The sequence below is a fragment of the Halomonas gemina genome (assembly GCF_023554995.1).
GTDB classification, from domain to species: Bacteria; Pseudomonadota; Gammaproteobacteria; order Pseudomonadales; family Halomonadaceae; genus Halomonas; species Halomonas gemina.
In genome coordinates this window covers 214,645-237,614 of the sequence record NZ_JAMJPK010000007.1, presented here as the reverse complement: position 1 = coordinate 237,614, position 22,970 = coordinate 214,645, and the positions used below count along the sequence as shown (strand labels likewise).

Genomic DNA, 22,970 nt, shown 5'->3' with positions numbered 1-22,970 from the left:
CTACCCCACGGTGCTGATCACCGGGCGCCAGCTGGAACACTGGCATACCGGCTCCATGACCCGTCGCAGCCGGGTGCTCGACGACCTCGAGCCCGAGGCGGTGGCGAGCCTCGCGCCGGCCGAGCTGGTGCGCCTGCGCATGACGCCGGGCGAGCCGATCACCATCACCACCCGGCGGGGCGCCATCACCCTGAAGACGCGGGTCGACCCGCAGATGATGGAGGGGATGGTGTTCGTGCCCTTCTGCTATGTGGAGGCGGCGGCCAACCTCTTGACCAACCCGGCGCTGGACCCCGACGGCAAGATCCCCGAGTTCAAGTACGCGGCCTGCCGCCTGGGCCATGCCGAGGCGGCGCTGGCGGAGAATGACTGAAACGGAGGAGGGCGGCCCATGATGATCGTCGAGCTGATCGATGGCGATGATTTCCGTGATCGCCTGGTGGCGCTGGGCATCCACATACCGGAGGGCGCCTGTCCCGAGAGCAGCGCCCGGCTGGCCCGGCGCTGCGCGCTCGAGGGGGGCGTGCCCGGGCTTACCGAGCTGGTCGGCGAGCTCGAGGGCAAGCGCGAGATCCTGCTGCCCTCGGTCCGCCGGGCCCTGGAGACCCATCTCCTGCCACTGGTTCGCTGAGCTGCGGCGACGCCCGGACCACGGTTAGGTGCGCGGCATGGCGCCTGCGCCTGGGCGCCAATGACATGGCCCCGACGGTATTCCGTCGGGGCCATGTCATGATGCGGACATGTCGGCACGAGGCGTGGCCTCAGCCCTCCACCACCCTCAGGTGCGGGGCGGTATGGCCGAGGTTCTCCAGCAGGCTCTCGGCGTACCAGTCGATGAAGTCGATCACCCCGAACTCGTAGGTCTCCGAGTAGGGGCCGGGCTCGTAGCCCCGGGAGTTGATCCCGCGCTGGTTCTCCTCCGCCAGGCGACGGTCCTGCTCGTTGGTGGCATCCCAGACGCGGCGCAGTTGAGTGGGGTCGTAATCGACACCCTCCACGGCGTCCTTGTGGACCAGCCACTTGGTGGTCACCACCGTTTGCTGGGGCCCCAGCGGCATCACCCGGAACACCACGGCATGATCGCCCATGAAGTGGTTCCAGGAGTTGGGCAGGTGCAGGATGCGCAGGGCCCCGAGGTCGGCGCTGGGCAGGTGGCCCATCAGCTTGCGGCATCCCGGCTGGCCATCGATGGTCATCGAGACGGTGCCCTCCAGCAGCGGGGTGCGGGTCAGGCGGTTGCGCTTGCCCAGACGCCTGAGCTGCCAGGGCACGCCCAGCTCCTCCCACTGCTGCTGCTTGCGCTCCACCAGCGCCCTGTAGGCCGGCGTGGCGCGCGGGTCGTCGCTGTCGTCGAACTCCTGCAGCGAGTTGAGCAGCTCCGGATGGGCGCCATTGCAGTGGTAGCACTCGCGGTTGTTCTCGATCACCAGCTTCCAGTTGGCCTGCTCGATGATGCTGGACTCCACCGCAACCTTGACATTCTCCATGTCGTAGGGGGCGAGGTAGTGCGCCAGGCTCTCGAGGAAGTCGTCGATGGCCGGCGGCTCCTCGGCCAGGCTGACGAAGAGGTAGCCGCCGGCGCTGCGCACATGTACCGGCTTGAGCCCGTAGGCGGCGAGGTCGAAGTTCGTGCCCATGTCGCTGCCGGCGAACAGCAGCCGGCCATCCAGCTCATAGGTCCACTGGTGGTAGGGGCAGACCAGCTTGGCCACCTTGCCCTTGTCGCTGACGCAGAGCCGGGAGCCGCGATGCCGGCACACGTTATGGAAGGCGTGAATCTTGCCGTTGTCACCCCGCACGATGATCACCGGGTTATCACCGATTTCCAGGGTCATGTAGTTCCCCTTGGCGGGAATCTCGCAGGTCATGCCGGCGAAGAGCCACTCCTTCTCGAAGATCTCCTGCATGTCCAGGGCGAACAGCCGGGCATCGTTGTAGAAGGGCTGGGGCAGCGAGAAGTGACGACGGCGCTGGGTCAGCATCTCGGCAGTGGCCTCGCGTGCCGATGCCAGGGGGTCATCCAGGCGAGCGGGAGACATGGGGTCCATGGCGATACATCCTCTGACTGGGCCGCTCAGGCGGCCTCGGGGTTGTTAAGGGAAATGCGGGAACCTGTCGATGGCCGCTCACGGGCAATGACGGTGGCGGGTTGCGGCGAGTGTGGATCAGCGTCTCGGGGGGCGATTGTCTGGCCACGACGCCCGGTGATGCGGCAGCGACGCGCCCCCTGTAAATAGACGGTCTGGCCGGAGACCACGGGCATGTCCGTGTCGCTGGCAGGCAAGCCGTGGAGCATCGAGCTGCGCAGAATGCGCTCAACGGCAGGCGGCAGTACCGCCGCCGGAGGCCTTCATGCTGCAGCCCGGGCGATACGACAATGACAATGAGCTTTCTTAATCCCGTCACCACCCAGACCTGGACCAACGGCCGTCACCTGGTGCGCTGCGTCAAGGTGATCCAGGAGACCTGGGATACCCGCACCTTCTGCTTCATGGCCGAGCAGCCGGTGATGTTCTTCTTCAAGCCCGGGCAGTTCGTGACGCTGGAGCTGGAGATAGAGGGCCAGCAGGTGATGCGTTCCTACACCATTTCCAGCTCGCCCTCCGTGCCCTACAGCTTCTCGATCACCGTCAAGCGCATTCCGGGTGGCCTGGTGTCCAACTGGCTGCACGACAACCTGGGGGTCAACGACGAACTGGCGGTGCATGGGCCGGCGGGCAACTTCAACGTCATCGACTACCCCGCCGACAAGGTGCTGATGCTCTCCGGCGGGGTGGGGATCACGCCCCTGATGTCCATGGCACGCTGGTTCTTCGATACCAACGCGGCGGTGGACCTGCAGTTCGTGCACAGCGCACGGACGCCGCGCGATATCATCTTTCATCGCGAACTCGAGCACATCTTCTCGCGGATTCCCGAGTTCGGGCTGCATATCGTGTGCGAGCGCAGCGATGAGCTGGGAGATGCCTGGGCCGGGTTCCGCGGCTACCTCGGCCTGCCGATGCTCGAGCTGATGGCCCCGGACTTCATGGAGCGCGAGATCTTCTGCTGTGGCCCCACGCCCTATATGGAAGCCATCAAGAAGCTGCTTCGGGCCAAGGGCTTCGACATGAGCCGCTACCACGAGGAGTCGTTCGGTGCCACGCCGCTGGCGGTCCAGGAGGAGGTGATCGAGCACGTCGAGCAGGCCGAGGCCGAGGCCGAGGAGCTCGATATCGCCGACATGATCAGCGTCGAGTTCCGCCAGTCCGGCAAGAGCGTGCGCATCCAGCCGGGCGACACGGTGCACACCGCGGCGGCCAAGCTGGGCCTGCATATTCCCAAGGCCTGCGGCATGGGGATCTGCGGGACCTGCCGGGTGCCACTGGCCTCGGGCCAGGTCGACATGGAGCACAATGGCGGCATCACCGACGAGGACGTGGCGGACGGCTATATCCTCTCCTGCTGCAGCAAGCCCCTGGGCGACGTGGTGGTGGAGTATTGACCGCGCTGCGTCGCCGCTCGGACTGGCTTTCCTCCATGAGCTGCTCAAGATGGCCCGATGGAATATCAGCCAGGTGGCCCGGCGGCTGGGCGTTTCGCGCCCCACCGGCCCGGTCTCAGGTGCTCTGGCCGACCATGAGTGTGAAACCCACATCCTGCTGCTGTTGCGTCACCGGCTGGTGATCCAGTCGTCTCAAGACCTGCTCCGCCGCCAGTCGGCCCATGGCCTCGCGGGGTGACTGGATGGTGGTCAGACGTGGGGTGACGTGCTGGCCTAACGGCAGGCCATTGAAGCCGGCGATGGCGATGTCCCCGGGGACCCGCAGGCCGAGACGCTGAGCATGCAGCAGGGCGCCGGTCGCCAGGTCGTCGTTGGCGAAGTGGATGGCGCGGGCCTCGGGAAAATCGCCCAGGACCTGGTCGAGTCCGGCGGCGCCTGCCTCCAGGCTGCCCAGTCGGTCGAGCTCGATCAGGGGAGCGTCCAGGCCGGCGGCATCGAGTACCTGGCAATGCCCCGCGAAGCGCATTCCGGCTCGGTAATCTCTGTCCAGGCAGGCCCCTACGTAGACGATTGAACGGTACCCGCGTCCCAGAAGATGGCGGGCCATGCAGCGCCCCGCTTCCTGGTGGTCGAGGCCGACATTCAGGTCCAGAGCCTCGCCCAGTTCCATCACTTCCATGACCGGCTTGTCCCAGTGGCCGAGTAGACCGTGACAGGCGTCGCTGTGCCGTAGCCCGGCCGTGACCAGCGCCGAGCAGGACCAGCCCAGGAAGGTGCGCACCAGTTGATACTCGCGGTCCAGGTCGTAGTCGGTGTTGCCGAGCAGGATCTGATAGCCGCGTGCCTCGAAGGTCTCCTGCAAGCCGCGAATCACCTCGATGAACACCGCGTTGGCCAGTGACGGCACGATCACCGCGATGAAGCGGGAGCTGGCGGACGCGAGGCTTCCGGCCACCAGGTTGGGCACGTAGCCCAGTTTATCCACGGCCTCGATTACCCGAGCGCGAGTGGCTTCGTTGACTCGCTCGGGCGTGTTGAGGGCGCGGGATACGGTAATGGGCGAGACGCCTGCCGCATCAGCTACCTGCTTAAGAGTGGGCTGATCGGAACCGCGCCGCCGTCGCGGGCCTGGGTTCGAATTAGACATTGGTCGTGCCCCTTGTGCTCATGGCTTGCTGTGCCGGATGCGATCAACTAGAAAGATGGTAGCGCTAACATGTTAGCGCTACCAGTCACGGAGATGAATCCGCAATCAGGAGGCCAGCAGGTGAGCGATGCAACCAAAGGGGCGCCCCGCGTCGGCGTCATCGGCCTGGGAGCCATGGGCATGGGCACGGCTACTGCGCTGCTCGAGAGTGGCCTGGAGGTCACGGGCTGCGATATCTCCGCCGCGGCACGCGAGGCCTTCGAGGCGCGCGGCGGGCAGAGCGCCGAGACGCCGGCGGCTCTGGCAGCCTGCAGCGACATCGTGCTGCTGGTCGTGGTCAATGCCGATCAGGTCGAGCAGGTGCTGTTCGGCAACCAGGGGGTCGTGGGTTCCCTGCGTCGTGGTGGCCTTGTCCTGCAGTGTGCCACGGTGGCTCCCAGCATCGCGCGTCGCCTGGGAGAGCGGCTCGCCGACGCGGGAATCGAGATGCTCGATGCCCCGATCAGCGGCGGCGCCGCCAAGGCGCGCAGCGGCGAGCTGTCGGTGATGGCTTCGGGCGCCGAGAGTGCCTTCGCCATGGCGGCGCCCGCCCTCGATGCCATGGCCGCCACCGTTTACCGGCTGGGAGACACGCCCGGCGTGGGCTCGAGCATGAAGCTCGTCAACCAGCTGCTCGCCGGCGTGCACATCGCCACTGCCGCCGAGGCGATGGCCCTGGGCATCCGCATGGGACTCGACCCGGATACCGTCTACGAAGTGATCACCCACTCGGCGGGCAACTCCTGGATGTTCGAGAACCGGGTGCCGCACATCCTCAAGGGCGACTACACCCCGCTGTCCGCCGTCGATATCTTCGTCAAGGATCTCAACATCGTCCACGAGACCGGGCGTGAGCTGGCCCTGCCGACACCGGTGGCGTCTTCTGCACTGCAGCAGTTCACCGCGGCCAAGGGGGCTGGCTTCGGCCGCGAGGATGACGCGGCCGTGATCAAGGTCTACGAGCGGTTGTCGGCTATCACGCTGCCAGAGGCGGCCAACGACGCTGAAGGAGCCTGATCATGGCAATCGTGCTGGGTGCCATCGCCGATGACTTCACCGGGGCCACGGATCTCGCCAACAATCTGGTACGTGCCGGCATGCGCTGCGTGCAGGCCATCGGCGTGCCGACCGCCGAGACAGACATCGGCGATGTCGATGCGGTGGTGGTGGCGTTGAAGACCCGCTCCTGCCCTTCCGGCGAAGCCGTGAAGGAGTCCCTGGCAGCGTTGGAGTGGCTGCAGGCCCGGGGCGCCAGGCAGATATTCTTCAAGTACTGCTCGACCTTCGATTCCACCGACGCCGGCAATATCGGTCCCGTTGCCGATGCCCTGCTGGAGCGGCTTCGGGCGACACAGACAGAACGGTTGGGTGGCACCCAGACGGTGATGGTCCCGGCCTTCCCGGCCAATGGCCGTACCGTCTATCAGGGCCACCTGTTCGTCGGTGATCGTCTGCTCAACGAGAGCGGGATGGAGCACCATCCGCTCAACCCGATGACGGATGCCGACCTGGTGCGCTTCCTGGGGCGCCAGACGCCCCATGCGGTGGGCCTGGCGGCTCGACCGGTGCTGGCCCGTGGTGTCGATGTCACACGCGCCCATCTCCGTTCCCTGGCGGAACAGGGCGTGCGCCATGTGATCTGCGACACCCTGGACGAGGACGACCTCGCCGTGCTCGCCGAGGCACTGGTCGACTACCCTCTGGTGACCGGCGGGTCGGGGCTGGGGCAGGCACTGCCCGAGCAGTATCGCCGCCGGGGCTGGCTTGACGAGGTCTCCGAGCCGGGGCGATTGTCGCCGGCCGCCGGCGGAGCGCTGGTGCTGTCGGGCAGTTGCTCGCGTGCCACGCTCGGCCAGGTCGATCACTTCCTCGAGCACCACCCCGGCTTCGCCCTGGACCCGCTGGCGCTGGCGGAGGACGACTCCCACCTCACCGAGGCCATGGCCTTCGCCCGCGAGCAGCTGGCCGACGGCGCCCCGGTACTGGTTTATGCCTCCGCGGAGCCCGAGCGGGTCCGGGAGGCCCAGGCGGCGCTCGGGGTCGAGCGTGCCGGTGAGCAGGTGGAGCAGGCGATGGGCCAGCTGGCGCGCACCCTGGTCGACGAAGGCGTCGGCCGGTTGGTGGTCGCCGGCGGCGAGACCTCTGGTGCGGTGGTCTCTGCGCTGGGCATCCGTCAGCTGCGTATCGGTGGCCAGATCGACCCCGGGGTGCCCTGGACCCAGGCGCCCTGGCCCGGCCGAGAGGCACCGCTGTCGCTGGCGCTCAAGTCCGGCAACTTCGGCGCAGAGGATTTCTTCACCCGGGCCTTCACCGTGCTGGAGGAACTGACCGCAGAGGAGGGGAGCGCATGAGCCGCCACGACGAGACGCGACTGCGCGACCAGATTGTCACGCTGGGCAAGTCGCTGTTCGACAGAGGCCTGACCATGGGCTCCAGCGGCAACATCAGCCTTCGGCTGGACGATGGCGGCTGGCTGATGACCCCCACCAACGCCTGTCTGGGTCGGCTCGACCCGGCGCGCATCTCGCGCCTCGACGGCGAGGGACGCTGGCAGGATGGCGACAGGCCTACCAAGGAGCACTTCCTGCACATGGCCATGTATGCCGAACGCCCCCAGTCCGAGGCCATCGTGCATCTGCATTCGACCCATTCGGTTGCGGTCTCCTGCCTGCCCGATATCGACCCCTGTGACTGCATTCCACCGCTCACCGCCTATTACGTGATGCGAGTGGGCAAGCTGCCGCTGGTGCCCTATCACCTGCCGGGCGATCCCGAGCTGGGGGATGCGGTGCGCGGCCTGGCGGGGCAACACAGTGCCGTGCTGCTTGCCAATCACGGCCCGGTGGTGGCCGGCAAGAGCCTGGAAGCGGCGGTCTACGCCACCGAGGAGCTGGAGGAGACCGCCAAGCTCTATCTGCTGCTGCACGGCCGAAATCCGCGCGCCCTGACACCGGAACAGGTGGCCGAGCTCGAGGCCCGTTTCCCCCGTGACTGAGGAGCCGACGATGATCCGACTGGCCGCCAACCTGAGCATGCTGTTCACCGAGCATGACTTCCTCGGCCGCTTCGCGGCCGCGCAAGCTGTCGGTTTCCGCGGCGTCGAGTACCTCTTCCCCTACGCCCATGCCCCCGAGACCCTTCACGCAGCGCTGGATGAGACCGGCCTCGAGCAGGTGCTGTTCAACCTGCCTCCCGGCGACTGGGAGGCGGGGGAGCGGGGCATCGCCAGCCTGCCTGGCCGAGAGGCGGAGTTCCGCGATTCCGTGGTCGAGGCGCTTCGCTATGCCGAGGCGCTCGACTGTCCCCGCGTGCATGCCATGGCGGGGGTGCTTGCTCCGGATGCCGATGCCCAGACGCGGGCCGCCCACCGGGCCACCTATGTGGCGAACCTGCGTTTCGCCGCTCGTGAAGCGGCGAAGTGCCATCGCGAGGTGCTGATCGAGCCCATCAACACCCGCGACATGCCGGGCTACTACCTCTCCCGGCAGGGCCAGGCGATGGCGATCCTCGAGGAAGTGGGCGAGCCCAACCTGCGGCTGCAGCTCGACTTCTATCACTGCCAGATCATGGACGGCGACCTGACCCGCCAACTGGAGCGGCAGTTCGAGCGAGTCGGCCACGTACAGGTCGCCGGCGTGCCGCAGCGACATGAGCCGGACGTCGGCGAGGTGCACTACCCCGCACTCTTCGCGCGGCTGGAGGCGCTCGGCTACTCGGGCTGGGTGGGCTGCGAGTATCGTCCGGCCAACGGCACCCGCGAGGGCCTCGGATGGGGCCGGGAGCATGGCCTGAGGCCGTGAGCAACGGATCTACCACGACAACAAGAGGACACCAGACGCCATGCATATCGTCATCACCGGTGCGGCCGGCTTTCTCGGGCAGCGACTCGTCAATCAGCTACTCGACCGGGGCGAGCTCAACGGCAAGGCGATCACTCGCCTGACGCTGATCGACCAGGTCGAGGCCCCCAGGCCCGAGGTTGCCGGCATCGAGAGCGACTGCCTGGCGCTCGATATCACTGTTCCCGGCGTCCTCGACCCGGTCCTGCAGGCCAGGCCCGACGTGATCTATCACCTGGCGGCGGTAGTGAGCGGTGCAGCCGAGGAGGATCTGGATCTCGGCATGCGAGTCAACTTCGATGCCACCCGCGCCCTGCTGGAGGGCTGCCGGGCCCATGGCCTGGCCGGCACGCGGCTGATCATGGCCAGCTCCGTGGCGGCCTATGGAGGCGACCTGCCCGAGGTGCTCGACGACATGACGGCGCTGCACCCCCAGAACTCCTACGGCACCCAGAAGGCCATGTGTGAGCTGCTGATCAACGACTACAGCCGTCGCGGCCTGGTCGATGGCCGTGTCCTGCGCCTGCCGACCATCACCATTCGCCCCGGGCGCCCCAATGCGGCGGCCTCAAGCTTCGCCTCCAGCATCCTGCGCGAGCCACTGAACGACGAGGAGGCCGTCTGTCCGGTCCCCACCGATCTGGAAATGTTCGTGATGTCGCCGGGCAAGGTGATCGAGGCGTTGATCCACGGAGCCGAGGTGCCACGCGCAGACTGGGCCCCTTTCCGTGCCTTCATGCTGCCGGGCATCACGGTCACTGTGGCCGAGATGCTCGAGGCCCTGGGCGAAGTGGCCGGTGCCGAGGCTGTGTCCAGGGTCCGCCACGAGCCGGACGAGGCCATCACCGCCATCGTCTCCAACTGGCCAGCACGTTTCGATACCGCCAAGGCCCGGCGACTGGGGTTCGAGGGAGACCGGGATCTCCGGGAGATCATCGAGGCGTTCATCCGGGAACGCTCGTGAAACCGGCATCCTTTAGGGTGCCGATCTGGATGCGGGACGAGAACGCCGAGGCTCTCGTCGTCCCGACAACAACAAAGAGGAATCACTATGACCAAGCATTTCGCACGCCGCACGCTCGCCGTCGCCATCGGTGGTCTGGCCGCCACGACGCTTAGCCTCCAGGTCCAGGCCGCCACCGAGGTGACCCTGGGGCACACCTTGTCGGACAGCTCGCATTACTCGGTGGGCGCCGATGCCTTCAAGGAGACGCTGGAGCGGCTCTCTGATGGTGAGTTCACGGTCAACGAACATCCCTCCGGTTCGCTCGGTGGCGAGCGGGCGATGATCGAAGGCCTGCAGATCGGCACCGTGGATGTAGTCATCACCTCCACCGGGCCGCTGGGCAACTTCGTCCCCGAGACCTATGTGCTCGACCTGCCGTTCCTCTTTGAGGACTACGATCAGGCGCGCTGTGTGCTCGATGGCGAGATCGGCGAAGAACTGTTGACCAAGATGAGTGACCATAACTTGGTCGGCCTGGCCTGGTCGGAGAATGGCTTCCGCCACATGACCAACAGCCTGCGCGAGATCAATACGCCGGAGGATGCGGAAGGGCTGAAGGTGCGCACCATGGAGAACCGGGTGCACCAGGAAGCCTTCAGGCAGATGGGCGCCAGCCCTACGCCGATGGCGTTTCCCGAGCTCTTCACGGCGCTGCAGCAGGGCACCGTGGATGGCCAGGAGAACCCCATCACGGTGATCGTGGCGACCAACTTCTGGGAGGTGCAGGATCATCTGTCGCTCACCGGACACGTCTATTCGCCCGCTGCCATCCTGGGTTCGCCGATCCTGCTCGACGGCCTGAGCGACGAAGAGCGCGAGTGGTTCAACCAGGCCGCTCAAGCGTCAGCCGAAGCCACTCGCGAGGAAGTCAGCCGTCTCGAGGAAGAAGGTGTGGCGCTGCTGCGTGAGAAGGGCATGACCGTCAAGACCGATGTCGACCCGGCGCCGTTCCAGGAGGCGGTCGAACCTGCCTACGAGATCTACACCGATGAGTACGGTAGCGAGATGCTGGATCGTATCCGCTCCAGCGACTGCTGATCCCACCCAACCTCCGGCGTGGTCGCCGGAGGTTTCCTTTTCCTGACAAGGTGATCCCGATGCTCTCCTGGTTTCTTCGCCTGGAAAGCCTACTGACCCGGCTAGCACTGGTGATCGCGGTGGTGATGCTCATCATCTCCGTGTCGCTGGGTTTCTTTCAGGTTCTGACGCGCTTCATCTTCAACGCGCCCTCCACCTGGTCGGAAGTGATCTCGCGTTCCACCATGATCTGGTGCGTGTTCATGGGGGCGGCGGCTACCTTCCGTGGTGGCTACATGATGGCCGTGGAACTGGTCTACAAGCTGGTACCGCGTCGAACCCTGCTGGCGCTCGAGATAGTCATTGGCGCCTGCTGTCTGCTGGTCCTCGGTGTCTTGATGGTGTACGGCATCCAGATGACGCTTCGCGTACGCAGCCAGATGCTCTCGGGCCTGGGAATGTCCATCGCCTGGTCCTATGCCGCGATTCCCACCGGGAGTGCCTTCGCCATGGTAGCGGTGATCGCCCGATTGATTTCCCAAGGCCTCGGGCTGGAGAAACTGGGCCCGGAGAACAGCAATCTGGCTCCTGAGGTGGATGCCGATGTGGTTCAGCAGGCGAGCTACACCCTGGCCGAGGGAGAGGCCGGCCACAGATCGGTCAACGGGGGTGATCGTCCATGAACCTCGTCATCGGCCTCTCGCTGATCATCCTCTTTGCCTTCGGCGTTCCCATCGCCATCTCGATCATCCTTGCCTCGATCATCGGTATCGAATTCTTCTCGCGACTGCCTCTGCTGATGGTGCCGCAGCAGGTCTTCGTGGGCATCGACCATTTCCCCCTGATGGCCATTCCGTTCTTCATTCTGGCCGGCAACCTGATGGCCTCGGGAGGGATATCCAGCCGCCTGGTCGACCTGGCAAAGTCCATCGTCGGCGGTGTCCAGGGCGGCCTGGCCATGACCTGCGTGCTGACCTGCATGATGTTTGCTGCGGTTTCGGGATCGAGTGTGGCCACGACCTTCGCCATCGGCGCCATCCTGATCCCGGCCATGGTGCGCCATGGCTACCCCACGCCGCTGGCGGCCTCCATTCAGGCGTCCTCCGCTGAACTGGGCGTGCTGATCCCCCCGTCCATTCCGTTGATCCTCTATGGCGTCAGCACCGATACCTCCATCGGTCAGCTGTTCATCGCCGGCATCGGCCCCGGGGTGCTGATCGGTGGTGCCTTGCTGCTGTTTCTCTACCTCTTCTGCAAGCTGCGTGGCTATGGCCTTCAGGATCGCGAGGATCGCAGCCACTTTACGGTGGCCTTCAAGCGTGCCTGGGCGGCCATCCTGATGCCGGTGGTGGTGATCGGCGGGATCTATGGCGGTATCTTCACCCCCACCGAAGCCTCGGCGGTGGCGGTTTTCTATGCCCTGGCGGTGGGCGGTCTGCTCTACCGCGAGCTGCGTCTGAAGGATCTCTGGCCGATCCTGCGCCAGAGCGTGATCTCTACGGCGGCGGTGATGCTGATCATCGCGGCGGCGGCCCTGTTCAGCTTCCTGATCAGCCGTTCGGGACTGCCGGGCGAGATCGCTGCCTGGGTGAATCAGGTGTTCGAGAGCCCCTGGGCCTTCCTGCTGGCCGTCAATGGGTTGCTGCTGATGGTGGGGATGTTCATCGAGACCTCCGCGGCGATCCTGGTGTTGGCGCCGATCCTGACGCCGATCGCTATCCAGTTCGGCATTCAGCCGGTGCATTTCGGACTGATCATGGTCGTCAATCTCGCCCTGGGCATGATTACCCCGCCTTTGGGCGTGAACCTCTTCGCCGCCTGTGCGGTGGCCAAGATCTCCATCGACGAGATGCTGCCCTGGCTGGTGCCTTTCGTACTGGTAGTGCTGGCCTGCCTCATGGGGATCACCTATATGCCCTGGATATCCATGGGACTGGTCGACCTGCTGTATTGAATAAAGGTTCGCCGTTACCTGAATCCTGTCGGGGTGGCGAAGACAACAATGACAAGGAGTCCACGACGTGCAGTCTTTACCCGAGATGCCTTCCCACCAGGCCCTGATCGGTGGAACCTGGGTTGCTACCCGCTCGACCCTGGACATGGAGGCGCCTTCCCACGGCAAGACGATCGCGCGGATCGCCCGCTGCCAGGAAGAAGAGATCGACCAGGCCGTGTCGGCGGCCGGCCGGGCCTTTTCCGGCCGGCTCGACGAATGGTCTCGCTGGACGGCCCGCCGGCGCAGCGAGTGGCTGCTGGCCTTCGCCGCGGCCATCGAGGCCGATCATGAGCGGCTCGCCGCCCTGGAGTGCGCGGATACCGGCAAGCCGATGACTCAGGCCCGCGGCGACATCAGCGCCTGTGCCCGCTATTTCCGCTTCTATGGTGGGGCCGCCGACAAGCTGCATGGCGAGACGATCCCCTTCGAGAACGACTTCGCGGTGATGACCCTGCGCGAGCCTTTCGGGGTCTGCGGGCAGATCATCCCCTGGAACTACCCCGCGCAGATCTTCGGGCGCTGCGTCGCGGCGGCCCTGGCGGCCGGCAATACCGTGGTGCTCAAGCCCGCCGAGGACGCCTGCCTGAGCGTGCTTCGCCTGGCCGAGCTGGCCGTGCAACAGGGGCTGCCACCCGGCGCGCTCAACGTGGTGCCCGGCCTGGGCCGCGAGGCGGGGGCCGCCCTGGCGGCACACCCGCATATCGATCACCTCTCCTTCACCGGCTCGCCGGAGACCGGCACCCTGGTGGCCCAGGCCGCGGCGGTCCACCATGTCCCGGTCACCATGGAATTGGGCGGCAAGTCCCCGCAGGTTCTCTTCGCCGATGCGGACCTGGAGGCGGCGCTGCCTTTCGTGGTGCGCGGCATCATCCAGAACGCCGGTCAGACCTGCTCCGCCGGGAGTCGCCTGCTGGTGCAGCGCGACATTGCCGACGAGGTGCTGGGACGGTTGGTCGAAAAGTTCGAGGCCCTGCGCTGCGACACCGGCGAGGCGGACGCCGATTGTGGCCCGCTGATCAACGCCCGTCAGAAGGCCAAGCTGGAGGCCCGGCTGGAGGCGGCCCGCGCTGACGGCATCCGTACCCTGGCCCGCGGTCGGCTGGTGGAGGGGGCGCCAGCCGGGGGGCACTTCGTGGTGCCGCAGCTGCTGGTCGATATCCCGGCGGGGCACGAGGTGCTGCGCGAGGAGCTGTTCGGGCCTGTCCTGGCGGTGCAGGTCTTCGACGACGAGGCCGAGGCCCTGGCACTGGCCAATGGCACCGACTTCGGCCTCTGCGCCGGCATCTGGACCCGCGACGGTGGTCGCCAGCTGCGACTGGCCAAGGGCGTGCGCAGCGGCCAGGTCTTCGTCAACAACTACGGGGCGGCGGGTGGCATCGAGCTGCCGTTCGGTGGCGTCGGTCGCTCCGGCCACGGCCGCGAGAAGGGCTTCGAGGGGTTGAAGAGCTACACGCGCATCAAGACCGTCGCGATCCACCATGGATGAGAGGGAGGCAAGCATGACACAGACGCTGCGTATCGGCCTGGTCGGGGCCGGCCTGATGGGCCATGGCATCGCCCGCAACATCCTTCGGGGCGGCTATTCGCTTACGATCCTGGAGCATCCCGGCAACCAGCCGGTAGACGACCTGGTGCAGGCCGGCGCCCATCTGGCCGGCACGGGGCGCGAGGTGGCCGAGGCCGCGGATGCGGTGCTGCTCTGCGTGACCGGCTCGCCCCAGGTCGAGGCGGTGCTCTTCGAGCCCGGTGGGGTGCTGGAGGGCCTGGCGCCGGGGGGCGTGGTGATCGACTGCTCCACGGCGCTGCCTGGCTCCACGGCCAAGGTTGCCGCCCGGGTGGCCCAGGCCGGCGGCCACTTCATGGATGCCGCCATGACCCGCACCCCCCGGGAGGCGGAGGAGGGGCGCCTGAACCTGATCGTGGGGGCGCCGCCTGCGCTGTTCGCCCAGGTGCGGCCGCTGCTCGAGAGCTTTGCCGAGAACATCGCCCATGCCGGTGACGTGGGGGCCGGGCATACCCTGAAGCTGCTGCACAACTTCGTCTCGCTGGGCTTCTCGGCGGTGCTGGCCGAGGCGGCTGCGGCGTCACGCCGGGCGGGCATCGACGATGCAGCCTTCCTCGAGGTGGTGGGCAAGGGGGGTGGCGGCGGGGTGGTCTTCGACCGCCTGAGCCCCTTCATCGCCGAGGGCGATCCGTCCGGCTTCCGCTTCAGCGTGGCCAATGCCAGCAAGGATCTGGGTTACTACCGTGCCATGGTCGATGAGCTGGGGGCCCGCCGCCAGGTCGCCGAGGCGGTCGAGGCGCTGTACGCCGGGATCGACGACCAGGGACTGACGGTGCCGGAAGTCATCCGCGTCCTGGAGGGGGAAAAGGCTTGAGGGAGGCACGTCCGTGATGGCAGGGCGGTCGGGCGCCGGGCTCTCCCATCGCCAGCAGGGCCTGCTGCTGACCGGGGGCGGGGCGCTGATCATGTCGCCGGATGCCTTGCTGATCAAGCTGGTGGCCCTGCCGGATGCCGAGATCCTGATGTGGCGGGGCTTCCTGTCGGCGCTGGGCTTTCTGGTGATCGCGCTGGCGCGCTACGGCCGAGGCACCCTGGCCGCCTACCGGCGCTGCGGCGGCACCGGCATCGCCGTGGCGCTGCTCTTCAGCCTGACCACCTGCGGCTTCGTGCTGGGCAACCAGTACACCAAGGCGGGCAACGTCCTGCTGATCCTGGCGGGGGCGCCGTTAATCGCGGCCCTGCTGTCCCGCGCGATTCTCGCCGAGCGACTGCCGCGACGCACCTGGCTGGCGATCGGGCTCTGCATGCTGGGCATCGGGATGATCGTGATCGACGACACCGGGGCCGGCTCCTGGGTGGGCAATGCCTTCGCCCTCATGGCCGCCACCACCCTGGCGCTCAACTTCACGCTCTGTCGTCGGCGCCCCGGCGTGGACATGAGCCCGATGCTGGTGTTCAACGGCCTGATCGTGGGCGGTGGCGCCGCCCTGGTGCTGCTGCTGGGCGATGGCGGGATCGTCATGCCGCCCATCGATCGCTGGCTGCTGGTGGTCCTGCTGTGCCTGCTCATCGTGCCGACCGGGGTGACCCTGCTGCAGCGTGGGCCTCTCTACCTGCCCGCCGCCGAGGTCGGCCTGCTGCTGCTTCTGGAGGTGGTGGTCGGCACCCTCTGGGCCTGGTGGCTGCTGGGCGAGACTCCGGCACCGATCGCGCTGGTCGGGGGTGGGCTGGTGCTGGGTACCCTGGTGGCCAAGGGGCTCTATGAGCGGCGCCTGGAACTTCGCCTGCGCGCGGCAATGACCTCCCGCTGACACGAGCCGGCTACCCCCGGAAGTGGGTGTCCAGCTGATGGTGGAAGCGGGCAAAGGCCTCGCGGGCGCCCGCCACGGCGGCGTCACTCTCCCCGGGCAGGCAGAGCGCCTCGAGCTCGTCCAGGCGCCGCGACCACTCCCCGGGGACCATGGGCAGGGAGAAGAAGGCGTGCGGTACCCCGGGACCCAGGGTCCGGCGCAGTCGGTCGGCAATCACCCGCCCGCCCAGGCGTGAGCCCTCCAGCACGTAGAGCTCTCCGGCCAGGCTGGCGGGGGAGGCCGGGAGCTGTGCGGTGTCGGAGTCGATCGCCTCCGCGGGCAGGCCGAGGCTGCCGAGGTCGTCGGCGAGGCGCGGCAGCCGCCGCGGCACCCGAAGGTGGAGGCCGAGCCGCGCGATCTCCCGGCAGACGCGGTTCTCCAGCGCCGCATGGGCGGGATACAGGGCCAGCAGCGAGGCGGCATAGGCCTCCCGGGTCAGGGCGGCATCGAGCAGGCACTGCAGGGCCGGGTGGTGGTCCAGGGCGTGGTGGGCGTCGCGGGTGGCATCGCGCAGCCGACGGGCCAGTGGTGGGGGGGAGGTGCTCATCGGGGCTCCGGAACGTGACCTGGGTCGCATGGGCCGCGAATACCCCTTCCCGAAGCGGAGTCGGCCCGTTACGCTGCCTGCCACGATACCATCCCGATCCGGAGGAGTGCCCGTGGCCATTTCCTGTTATGCCGACCTGCTGGACGAGGCGCGTGCCCAGCCAGAGCCGCAGCGCCTGCTGTTCGTCTTCACCCTTGCCGAGCTGCCGGACCATCCCAGCGAGGAGCAGCGGCGCCGCTTCGAGCAGGGTGAGGGCGGCGTGCTGACCCCGGTGGTCTGCGTCGACAAGGCCCCCGAGGAGCTCTCCGACATGGCGGCGCTGGTGGCCCAATCCCGGGAGACCGGGGCCGACTGGGACATCGTCTTCGTGGCGGCCCTGGCCGGCCAGGACGCCCAGGCCCAGGCCGAACAGCACCTCAACCGCATGGTGGAGTCGCTGAAGATGGGCAACATCGCGCAGTTCCTGGCCTTCGACCGCCAGGGCGAGGCGGTGAGCATCGGCTGACGCCCGCCCTCGTGGACCATAGGGTTGAATTATCAGCTCCATGACGCCATTCAATTTACGCTATCAGGAGATACGGGCTAACATGCGTCCCGTATCGCCGTCACCTATTCAACGAAAGTCGAAAGGAGCACTACCGAATGTCGCTGCTGAACACCGAAGTCAAGCCGTTCAAGGCCACTGCCTACCATAATGGCGAGTTCGTCGACGTCACCGAGGAGAGCCTGAAGGGCCAGTGGAACATCTTCTTCTTCTATCCGGCCGACTTCACCTTCGTCTGCCCCACCGAGCTGGGTGACCTGGCAGACAACTACGTAGAGTTCAAGAAGCTGGGCGTCGAGATCTACAGCGTCTCCACCGACACCCACTTCACCCACAAGGCCTGGCACGACAGCTCCGAGACCATCAACAAGCTGCAGTACCCGATGCTGGCCGACCCGACCCATGCCATCTCGCGCAACTTCGAGGTGCTGATCGAGGAAGACGGCATCGCCGAGCGTGGCACCTTCGTGGTCGACCCCGACGGCAAGATCCAGATCATCGAGCTGAATGCCGGCAACATCGGTCGCAACGCCGAGGAGCTGCTGCGCAAGGTCAAGGCCGCCCAGTACGTGCGCGCCAACCCGAACGAAGTCTGCCCGGCCAAGTGGGAAGAAGGCGACGAGACCCTCTCTCCGTCCCTGGACCTGGTCGGCAAGATCTAAGCGATCTGCCCCTGCCGGCGAGGCCCGTCCCGGCCTCGCCTGCCCCCGCCCGGGTATCCCCTGCCCGGGCCCTGATTTCGGAAGCATGAGCGAACTGGGCCTCCCTGCGCGGGAAGTCGCGGCTTCCTCATGCCTCCACCCCGAACCCCGAACATGAAGGAATGCCGCTGTCATGTTGGACGACAATCTGAAAAACCAGCTCAAGGCCTACCTGGCCAAGGTCACCCAGCCCTTCGAGATCGTCGCGTCCCTCGATGACGGCGCCAAGTCGAAGGAACTTCATGGTCTGCTGACCGATATCGTCGGCCTGACCGACAAGATTACCCTGAAGCTCGATGGCCATGACCCGCGCCGCCCCTCCTTCGCGCTCAATCGCCCCGGCGAGGAGACCGGCGTGGTCTTCGCCGGCCTGCCCATGGGCCACGAGTTCACCTCCCTGGTGCTGGCGCTGCTGCAGGTCGGCGGCCATCCGCCCAAGGCGTCTGATGACGTGGTCGAGCAGATCAAGGGGCTCGAGGGCGAGCTCTACTTCGAGACCTACTTCTCGCTCTCCTGCCAGAACTGCCCGGACGTGGTTCAGGCACTGAACCTGATGGCGATCCTCAACCCGAATGTGCATCACGTGGCCATCGACGGCGCGCTGTTCAAGGACGAGGTGGACGAGCGCGAGATCATGTCGGTGCCCAGCATCTACCTCAACGGTGAGCCCTTCGATCAGGGGCGCATGAGCCTGGAGCAGATCCTGGCCAAGGTGGACACCGGCGCCGCCGAGCGTGAGGCCGCCAAGCTCAGCGAGAAGCCGACCTTCGATACCCTGATGGTCGGCGGCGGTCCGGCCGGTGCCGCGGCGGCGGTCTATGCCGCGCGCAAGGGCATCCGCACCGGCGTGGCCGCCGAGCGTTTCGGTGGCCAGGTGCTCGACACCATGGGCATCGAGAACCTCATCTCCGTGCCCCACACCGAGGGCCCCAAGCTGGCCGCGGCGCTGGAGGAGCACGTCAAGGAGTACGAGGTCGACATCATGAACCTGCAGCGGGCGGTCAAGCTGATGCCCGGTCAGCCGGGGGGCGAGCACGAGGTGCAGTTCGAATCCGGTGCCAGCCTGAAGAGCAAGACTCTGGTGCTGGCCACCGGCGCCCGCTGGCGCGAGATGGGCGTGCCCGGCGAGGCCGAGTACCGCAACAGGGGCGTGGCCTACTGCCCCCACTGCGACGGCCCGCTGTTCAAGGGCAAGCGCGTGGCGGTGATCGGTGGCGGCAACTCCGGCGTCGAGGCGGCCATCGACCTGGCCGGCATCGTCGGTCACGTCACCCTGATCGAGTTCATGGAAGAGATGCGCGCCGATGCGGTGCTGCAGAAGAAGCTGCGCAGCCTGCCCAATGTGGAGATCATCCTCGGCGCCCGCACCACCGAGGTGAACGGCGACGACACCCGGGTCAACGGCCTCACCTATGAGGAGCGCGCCAGCGGCGAGATCCGCCAGGTCGAGCTGGAGGGCGTGTTCGTGCAGATCGGCCTGGTGCCCAACACCGAGTGGCTGAAGGATTCGCCCATCGAGCTCTCCGAGCGCGGCGAGATCGTGGTCGACGCCCACGGCATGACCTCGGTGCCCGGGATCTTCGCCGCCGGTGACGTGACCACCGTGCCCTACAAGCAGATCGTCATCGCCATGGGCGAGGGCTCCAAGGCGGCACTCGGCGCCTTCGACTACCTCATTCGCCAGTGATCCGCATTCACCGGTGACCCACTGCCCCGGGCGTCGTCGACGCCCGGGGTGCTGCCAATTCCATGCCCCCGCCGGTAGATCCGGCGGGGGCATGGCCGTTCATGGCCGGCGCCTCATGCCTGGGCGGCACTCCCCGCTGCCTGCTCCACGCGGTTGCGCCCGTTCTCCTTGGCCCGGTACATCGCCTCGTCGGCCCGCGCGACCAGCCGCTTGCGGGTGTCGCCGGGGTGCCAGCTGGCCACGCCGATACTGATGGTTACCCGGCCCAGCTCGGCCAGGTCGATGTCCTCTACGCATCGGCGCAGGCGTTCCGCCAGGTGGACCGCCCCCTGGCCCTCGCAGTGGCTGGCCAGCACCAGGAACTCCTCACCGCCCCAGCGCCCCAGGGTGTCAGTGTCGCGCAGGGTGGCCTGCAGGGCCCGGGTGATCTCGACCAGCACCCGGTCTCCGGCCTCATGGCCATGGGTGTCGTTGAACTGCTTGAAGTGGTCCACGTCGAACAGCAGCACCGCACAGGGGTGGCCGTGGCGCTCGGCGGCACTCAGGGCCGCGTCGATGGCCTGCTCCATGCGATAGCGGTTCCAGCTGCCGGTCAGGCTGTCGCTGTAGGCCAGGCTCTTGAGCTTGCGATTGGCATGATGAAGCTTCTCATTGAGCTGGGCGATCTCATGGCTGGAGGTCAGGACGGCCAAGTTCTTGGTGAGGTCTCCGGCGGCACGGCACTCGATGTCGCGCCAGGCGTGGCTCTGCCCCTTGACCTCATCCTGCCACTGGGCGAAGGAACGGCGTGGGGTCATGACCAGCTGCCCGTCCCGGATCATGGGGGTATCCTCTGGCTTGCCGGCCCAGCGCCGGCTGTGTCGCTGCTCGCGGCGAAAGAGCATCAGCCAGTGGCTCGGCTCGGTGGGTAGAGCCACGGCGAGCAGGCCGCAGAGGTCGCCCTCCTGCCAGGGCGCGAGGGGTGTCATTGCCAGTGACTGGGTGTGCCAGGGGGTGTCGTGACGCTGGTGGCGGCTCAGCCAGTCGGCCATGGCGACCAGATTCTCCTCGTCCGGCAGGGCCCCCATACCACTGATCTCTTTCCCGGTGACGAGGGCGATGCCATTGGCATCCAGCAGCTCGAGCCATTGTGCGCCGTGACGCTGGACCAGGCCATCCGGACCGAGAAGGCGCCCCCTCTCATCTGAGAGAATCTCGTTGCTGTCGTGGATGTCGTGAAGGAGGCGGGTGTCGGTACGCGTGCGCAGCAGCATCATACGCGGCATGGCGATCTGAGCCAGGGCGCACAGAGCATCACGCAGGTCGGCCTCCAGTGGCATGGGGCCCAGGCCATGACAGGCCAGCAGGCCCCACAGCCGTCCCTCGTCATGCATGGCGATGGAGAGGGAGGCGCCCACCCCCATGTTGCGCAGGTACTCCTGATGGATGGGGGAGACGGCGCGCAGCGCGCCCCGGGAGAGGTCCAGCGGGGCGGAATCATGCGGGTCAGTGGCGGGCACCAGGGGGACCGGCTCCGCGGCGGCATCGGGGATGCTGCGCACCCGGTTGATGTCGTAGAGCCGGCGGACCTGGGCAGGAATGTCACTGGCCGGGAAGTGGTGATCGAGGAAGCTCTCCGCCATGGGCTGACGGGTCTCGGCGACCACGCGGCCGTTCCACTGCTCGTCGAAACGGTAGACCATCACGCGCTCGTGGCCGGTGAGTTCTTGGACCCGCCGCGTCAGGGCATCGAAAAGGGTATCGATGTCGTCGATTTGCCTCGCCTCGACCAGCCAATCGTTCACCTTTTCCAGCAGGCGATGTCCATCCGGGCACATCAGGTATTCCAGTTCCACGACGATAGAGTCGCCACTGTGATAGGCCACCACGTGGAAGCGTCGTCGTTCGCCCTGCACATCGCGCCGGGCGGTGAGAACGCAGGTCGGTTGGTCCTGCCTCACCAGTGCAGTGTCCAGGAGATCCATCAATTCGGTGCCCAGCACCCCCTTGGGCTCGCCGGCCAGGGCATCTGCCACGCTGATACCCAGGAAGGCCTCGATATTGGCACTGACCTGCCGGACCTGGCGCAGGGCGCCATCGAGGCTGATCAGGCACCCCGCCGGCTGGATGGCCCCCGGAATGTGCACCGGCTCCCGTGCGCAGGCCTCCAGGGCGGCGGCGATCTGGGCATCGCTGTAGCGTGTCGAGGCGTTCAAGGGCTGGCGTTCCTCGTGGGGTCTGGCGATGACCCTACACGCTTGCCGGCGGCGGGTGAACTGCCCGGTGCCAACGGGCCGGAGATTGCGTCGTCGCCTCGTGCTTGGGATAGTGGCGCCGTCGGCGCCGGCTATCGCCCAGACCGACGCTTGCCTGGCTTCGGCTGCCGGGGAGGAGACCGACAAGCACTGACAAGGAGTCGCCGATGTCGAGCTGTGCGCGAGTCGCGGGGTACTGCGGCCGCTGCGAGGGGGAATTGCCCTTCGACTTCACCATGGCCTTCCAGCCGATCGTCGACGTGGACGCGGCGCGGATCACCACCTACGAGGCGCTGGTGCGGGGGCCGGCCGGTGAGTCGGCCTGGAGTGTCCTCTCCCAGGTCACCGACGACCTGCTCTACCGCTTCGATCAGGCGTGCCGGGTGCGGGCCATCGAGATGGCCAGTGCGCTGGACATGCGCGAGAACCTGTCGATCAACTTCCTGCCCAATGCGGTCTATGAGCCCGAGGCCTGCATCCAGGCGACCCTGGACGTCTCGGCACGGGTCGGCTTTCCCACCGATCGCATCGTCTTCGAGATCACCGAGACCGAACGGGTCCGGGACCGCCAGCACCTGCGCAGCATCATCGAGGCCTACCGCGCCATGGGCTTCGCCACGGCGCTGGACGACTTCGGCAACGGCTACGCCAATCTGGATCTGCTCACCGACCTCACGCCCGATCGCCTCAAGGTCGACCGCGAACTGATCATGGGCTGCGACGGCGACCGTCGCCGCCAGGTCCTGCTGCAGGCCGTGAAGCGACTGGCCGACGAGCTCGACATCCTGCTGATCGCCGAGGGCGTGGAGACCCGGGAGGAGGCACTATGGCTGGCACGCGCCGGCATCACCCGCCAGCAGGGCTACTTCCATGCGCGGCCGGCGGTGGCCGCACTGGCCGAGGATCTGGGGCCCGCGCTGGAGGCACTGCGCGACGAGAGCCGCCGGCCGAGCGCCTGAGGCGGCGTCAGCCGGCCAGCCACAGGAAGGGCAGCAGCGAGAGGGCAAGCACGGCGGCGGCGAGCAGGGCGAGCAACAGCGTGCGGATTGGCTGGCGCGCCAGGCGCCGCCACAGGGTGGGGGTCTCGCCGCGCTCGGCGAGGGCGTCATGCTCGCGTCGCACCCGCTCGCCGAGCGCGTGCTGGTAGGCATCGATCAGCCCACGGGCCCGGGCAAGCTCGCGCTCGTTGCGCAGCCAGATCGCGGCCACCCCGAGCCCCCAGAAGCCCGCCCGGGTCTCGAAGGTGTCCAGGCCGTCGGCGTCGAGCAGCCGGCGCACCTCCTCGGCCTCCTCCTCGGGCACGTTGCGCAGGTGGAACAGCAGCACGGCCACGCCTTCTCCCCCTCTCGATTCCCGTGGACCCGCTGCGGGTCCT

The 22,970-nt window shown here is 67.2% G+C and carries 23 protein-coding genes and 1 pseudogene; 19 read left to right on the top strand and 5 right to left on the bottom strand.

What is annotated here, in order from left to right; genetic code table 11:
* Both M8009_RS16175 and M8009_RS16170 read left to right on the top strand, forming a co-directional pair.
* On the top strand, window positions 1-373 hold a 373-nt coding region (locus M8009_RS16175), incomplete at its 5' end, for a molybdopterin dinucleotide binding domain-containing protein (protein WP_284047868.1).
* Window positions 374-391: 18 nt separating this feature from the next.
* Complete coding sequence (locus M8009_RS16170) at window positions 392-631, top strand: hypothetical protein (protein ID WP_250063068.1); 240 nt, start codon at window positions 392-394, stop codon at window positions 629-631.
* A 130-nt stretch (window positions 632-761) separates the two neighbouring features.
* On the opposite strand, the gene M8009_RS16165 is transcribed toward M8009_RS16170, so the two are convergent.
* Window positions 762-2,048 carry an aromatic ring-hydroxylating oxygenase subunit alpha gene (locus M8009_RS16165; protein ID WP_250063066.1) on the bottom strand — a complete coding sequence of 429 codons (1,287 nt, stop codon included), beginning with the start codon at window positions 2,046-2,048 and terminating at the stop codon, window positions 762-764.
* Between the two features lie 329 nt (window positions 2,049-2,377).
* On the opposite strand from M8009_RS16165, the gene M8009_RS16160 reads away from it, so the two are divergent.
* Together M8009_RS16160 and M8009_RS19240 are read left to right on the top strand one after the other, a co-directional pair.
* Window positions 2,378-3,484 (top strand): FAD-binding oxidoreductase, encoded by a 1,107-nt coding sequence (locus tag M8009_RS16160; protein WP_250063064.1) that lies wholly within the window; start codon window positions 2,378-2,380, stop codon window positions 3,482-3,484.
* Window positions 3,396-3,584 (top strand): annotated as a pseudogene (locus M8009_RS19240) (helix-turn-helix domain-containing protein); the annotation flags it as partial. The gene M8009_RS16160 and the pseudogene M8009_RS19240, both read left to right, overlap by 89 nt.
* 15 nt (window positions 3,585-3,599) lie before the next feature.
* Here M8009_RS19240 and M8009_RS16155 read toward each other — a convergent pair.
* Complete coding sequence (locus M8009_RS16155; RefSeq protein ID WP_250063062.1) at window positions 3,600-4,631, bottom strand: LacI family DNA-binding transcriptional regulator; 1,032 nt, start codon at window positions 4,629-4,631, stop codon at window positions 3,600-3,602.
* Between the two features lie 120 nt (window positions 4,632-4,751).
* Here M8009_RS16155 and ltnD point away from each other — a divergent pair, with 120 nt between their 5' ends.
* From ltnD to M8009_RS16100, 11 genes are all read left to right on the top strand, one after another.
* A complete protein-coding gene (gene ltnD / locus M8009_RS16150) occupies window positions 4,752-5,687 on the top strand; it encodes an L-threonate dehydrogenase (RefSeq protein ID WP_430886920.1) in 936 nt (311 codons plus the stop codon).
* A 2-nt stretch (window positions 5,688-5,689) separates the two neighbouring features.
* Window positions 5,690-7,021, top strand: coding sequence for a 3-oxo-tetronate kinase (gene otnK, locus M8009_RS16145; protein WP_250063060.1), 1,332 nt, complete (start codon window positions 5,690-5,692; stop codon window positions 7,019-7,021).
* Window positions 7,018-7,665 carry a 3-oxo-tetronate 4-phosphate decarboxylase gene (gene otnC, locus M8009_RS16140; RefSeq protein WP_250063057.1) on the top strand — a complete coding sequence of 216 codons (648 nt, stop codon included), beginning with the start codon at window positions 7,018-7,020 and terminating at the stop codon, window positions 7,663-7,665. The genes otnK and otnC overlap by 4 nt, the downstream gene beginning before the upstream one ends.
* A 10-nt stretch (window positions 7,666-7,675) precedes the next feature.
* Window positions 7,676-8,470, top strand: a complete 795-nt coding sequence (gene otnI, locus M8009_RS16135; RefSeq protein ID WP_250063055.1) for a 2-oxo-tetronate isomerase — start codon at window positions 7,676-7,678, stop codon at window positions 8,468-8,470.
* A gap of 40 nt (window positions 8,471-8,510) precedes the next feature.
* Complete coding sequence (gene denD, locus M8009_RS16130) at window positions 8,511-9,473, top strand: D-erythronate dehydrogenase (protein ID WP_250063054.1); 963 nt, start codon at window positions 8,511-8,513, stop codon at window positions 9,471-9,473.
* 87 nt (window positions 9,474-9,560) lie between these two features.
* Window positions 9,561-10,553: a TRAP transporter substrate-binding protein gene (locus M8009_RS16125; protein WP_250063051.1), complete on the top strand. Its 993-nt coding sequence runs from the start codon at window positions 9,561-9,563 to the stop codon at window positions 10,551-10,553.
* Between the two features lie 59 nt (window positions 10,554-10,612).
* Window positions 10,613-11,215 (top strand): TRAP transporter small permease, encoded by a 603-nt coding sequence (locus M8009_RS16120; protein ID WP_250063050.1) that lies wholly within the window; start codon window positions 10,613-10,615, stop codon window positions 11,213-11,215.
* Window positions 11,212-12,486, top strand: a complete 1,275-nt coding sequence (locus tag M8009_RS16115; RefSeq protein WP_040183504.1) for a TRAP transporter large permease — start codon at window positions 11,212-11,214, stop codon at window positions 12,484-12,486. The genes M8009_RS16120 and M8009_RS16115 overlap by 4 nt, the downstream gene beginning before the upstream one ends.
* Window positions 12,487-12,553: 67 nt before the next feature.
* Entirely contained in the window at window positions 12,554-14,014 is a 1,461-nt protein-coding gene (locus tag M8009_RS16110; protein WP_250063048.1) for an aldehyde dehydrogenase family protein, read from the top strand.
* Window positions 14,015-14,027: 13 nt separating this feature from the next.
* Window positions 14,028-14,906, top strand: coding sequence for an NAD(P)-dependent oxidoreductase (locus tag M8009_RS16105; RefSeq protein ID WP_250063046.1), 879 nt, complete (start codon window positions 14,028-14,030; stop codon window positions 14,904-14,906).
* A 16-nt stretch (window positions 14,907-14,922) separates the two neighbouring features.
* Window positions 14,923-15,843, top strand: a complete 921-nt coding sequence (locus M8009_RS16100) for a DMT family transporter (protein ID WP_250063098.1) — start codon at window positions 14,923-14,925, stop codon at window positions 15,841-15,843.
* Window positions 15,844-15,853: 10 nt separating this feature from the next.
* Here M8009_RS16100 and M8009_RS16095 read toward each other — a convergent pair whose 3' ends face one another.
* Window positions 15,854-16,429 carry a biliverdin-producing heme oxygenase gene (locus tag M8009_RS16095; RefSeq protein WP_250063044.1) on the bottom strand — a complete coding sequence of 192 codons (576 nt, stop codon included), beginning with the start codon at window positions 16,427-16,429 and terminating at the stop codon, window positions 15,854-15,856.
* 112 nt (window positions 16,430-16,541) lie between these two features.
* Here M8009_RS16095 and M8009_RS16090 point away from each other — a divergent pair, with 112 nt between their 5' ends.
* The 3 genes from M8009_RS16090 to ahpF all read left to right on the top strand — a co-directional run bounded on the left by M8009_RS16090 (window position 16,542) and on the right by ahpF (window position 19,361).
* A complete protein-coding gene (locus tag M8009_RS16090; protein WP_250063042.1) occupies window positions 16,542-16,934 on the top strand; it encodes a ribonucleotide reductase subunit alpha in 393 nt (130 codons plus the stop codon).
* Between the two features lie 137 nt (window positions 16,935-17,071).
* On the top strand, window positions 17,072-17,635 hold the full coding sequence (gene ahpC, locus M8009_RS16085; protein ID WP_250063040.1) for an alkyl hydroperoxide reductase subunit C: 564 nt from the start codon (window positions 17,072-17,074) through the stop codon (window positions 17,633-17,635).
* 172 nt (window positions 17,636-17,807) lie between these two features.
* Window positions 17,808-19,361: an alkyl hydroperoxide reductase subunit F gene (gene ahpF / locus M8009_RS16080; RefSeq protein WP_250063038.1), complete on the top strand. Its 1,554-nt coding sequence runs from the start codon at window positions 17,808-17,810 to the stop codon at window positions 19,359-19,361.
* 113 nt (window positions 19,362-19,474) lie between these two features.
* Here the strand turns inward: ahpF and M8009_RS16075 are convergent, their stop codons facing one another.
* Window positions 19,475-21,556 carry a sensor domain-containing diguanylate cyclase gene (locus M8009_RS16075; protein WP_250063036.1) on the bottom strand — a complete coding sequence of 694 codons (2,082 nt, stop codon included), beginning with the start codon at window positions 21,554-21,556 and terminating at the stop codon, window positions 19,475-19,477.
* A gap of 206 nt (window positions 21,557-21,762) precedes the next feature.
* Between M8009_RS16075 and M8009_RS16070 the strand changes: the two genes are divergently transcribed.
* On the top strand, window positions 21,763-22,554 hold the full coding sequence (locus tag M8009_RS16070; protein ID WP_250063034.1) for an EAL domain-containing protein: 792 nt from the start codon (window positions 21,763-21,765) through the stop codon (window positions 22,552-22,554).
* A gap of 7 nt (window positions 22,555-22,561) precedes the next feature.
* Here the strand turns inward: M8009_RS16070 and M8009_RS16065 are convergent, their stop codons facing one another.
* Entirely contained in the window at window positions 22,562-22,927 is a 366-nt protein-coding gene (locus M8009_RS16065) for a DUF6164 family protein (RefSeq protein ID WP_250063032.1), read from the bottom strand.
* Window positions 22,928-22,970: the final 43 nt, after the last annotated feature.

What these genes read in the sequence shown, in the direction of transcription:
- M8009_RS16170 (WP_250063068.1), top strand. Translation starts at nt 392, where the DNA reads ATGATGATCGTCGAGCTGATCGATGGCGATGATTTCCGTGATCGCCTG.
- M8009_RS16165 (WP_250063066.1), bottom strand. Translation starts at nt 2,048, where the DNA reads ATGGACCCCATGTCTCCCGCTCGCCTGGATGACCCCCTGGCATCGGCA.
- M8009_RS16160 (WP_250063064.1), top strand. Translation starts at nt 2,378, where the DNA reads ATGACAATGAGCTTTCTTAATCCCGTCACCACCCAGACCTGGACCAAC.
- M8009_RS16155 (WP_250063062.1), bottom strand. Translation starts at nt 4,631, where the DNA reads ATGTCTAATTCGAACCCAGGCCCGCGACGGCGGCGCGGTTCCGATCAG.
- otnK (WP_250063060.1), top strand. Translation starts at nt 5,690, where the DNA reads ATGGCAATCGTGCTGGGTGCCATCGCCGATGACTTCACCGGGGCCACG.
- otnC (WP_250063057.1), top strand. Translation starts at nt 7,018, where the DNA reads ATGAGCCGCCACGACGAGACGCGACTGCGCGACCAGATTGTCACGCTG.
- otnI (WP_250063055.1), top strand. Translation starts at nt 7,676, where the DNA reads ATGATCCGACTGGCCGCCAACCTGAGCATGCTGTTCACCGAGCATGAC.
- denD (WP_250063054.1), top strand. Translation starts at nt 8,511, where the DNA reads ATGCATATCGTCATCACCGGTGCGGCCGGCTTTCTCGGGCAGCGACTC.
- M8009_RS16125 (WP_250063051.1), top strand. Translation starts at nt 9,561, where the DNA reads ATGACCAAGCATTTCGCACGCCGCACGCTCGCCGTCGCCATCGGTGGT.
- M8009_RS16120 (WP_250063050.1), top strand. Translation starts at nt 10,613, where the DNA reads ATGCTCTCCTGGTTTCTTCGCCTGGAAAGCCTACTGACCCGGCTAGCA.
- M8009_RS16115 (WP_040183504.1), top strand. Translation starts at nt 11,212, where the DNA reads ATGAACCTCGTCATCGGCCTCTCGCTGATCATCCTCTTTGCCTTCGGC.
- M8009_RS16105 (WP_250063046.1), top strand. Translation starts at nt 14,028, where the DNA reads ATGACACAGACGCTGCGTATCGGCCTGGTCGGGGCCGGCCTGATGGGC.
- M8009_RS16100 (WP_250063098.1), top strand. Translation starts at nt 14,923, where the DNA reads ATGGCAGGGCGGTCGGGCGCCGGGCTCTCCCATCGCCAGCAGGGCCTG.
- M8009_RS16095 (WP_250063044.1), bottom strand. Translation starts at nt 16,429, where the DNA reads ATGAGCACCTCCCCCCCACCACTGGCCCGTCGGCTGCGCGATGCCACC.
- ahpC (WP_250063040.1), top strand. Translation starts at nt 17,072, where the DNA reads ATGTCGCTGCTGAACACCGAAGTCAAGCCGTTCAAGGCCACTGCCTAC.
- ahpF (WP_250063038.1), top strand. Translation starts at nt 17,808, where the DNA reads ATGTTGGACGACAATCTGAAAAACCAGCTCAAGGCCTACCTGGCCAAG.
- M8009_RS16070 (WP_250063034.1), top strand. Translation starts at nt 21,763, where the DNA reads ATGTCGAGCTGTGCGCGAGTCGCGGGGTACTGCGGCCGCTGCGAGGGG.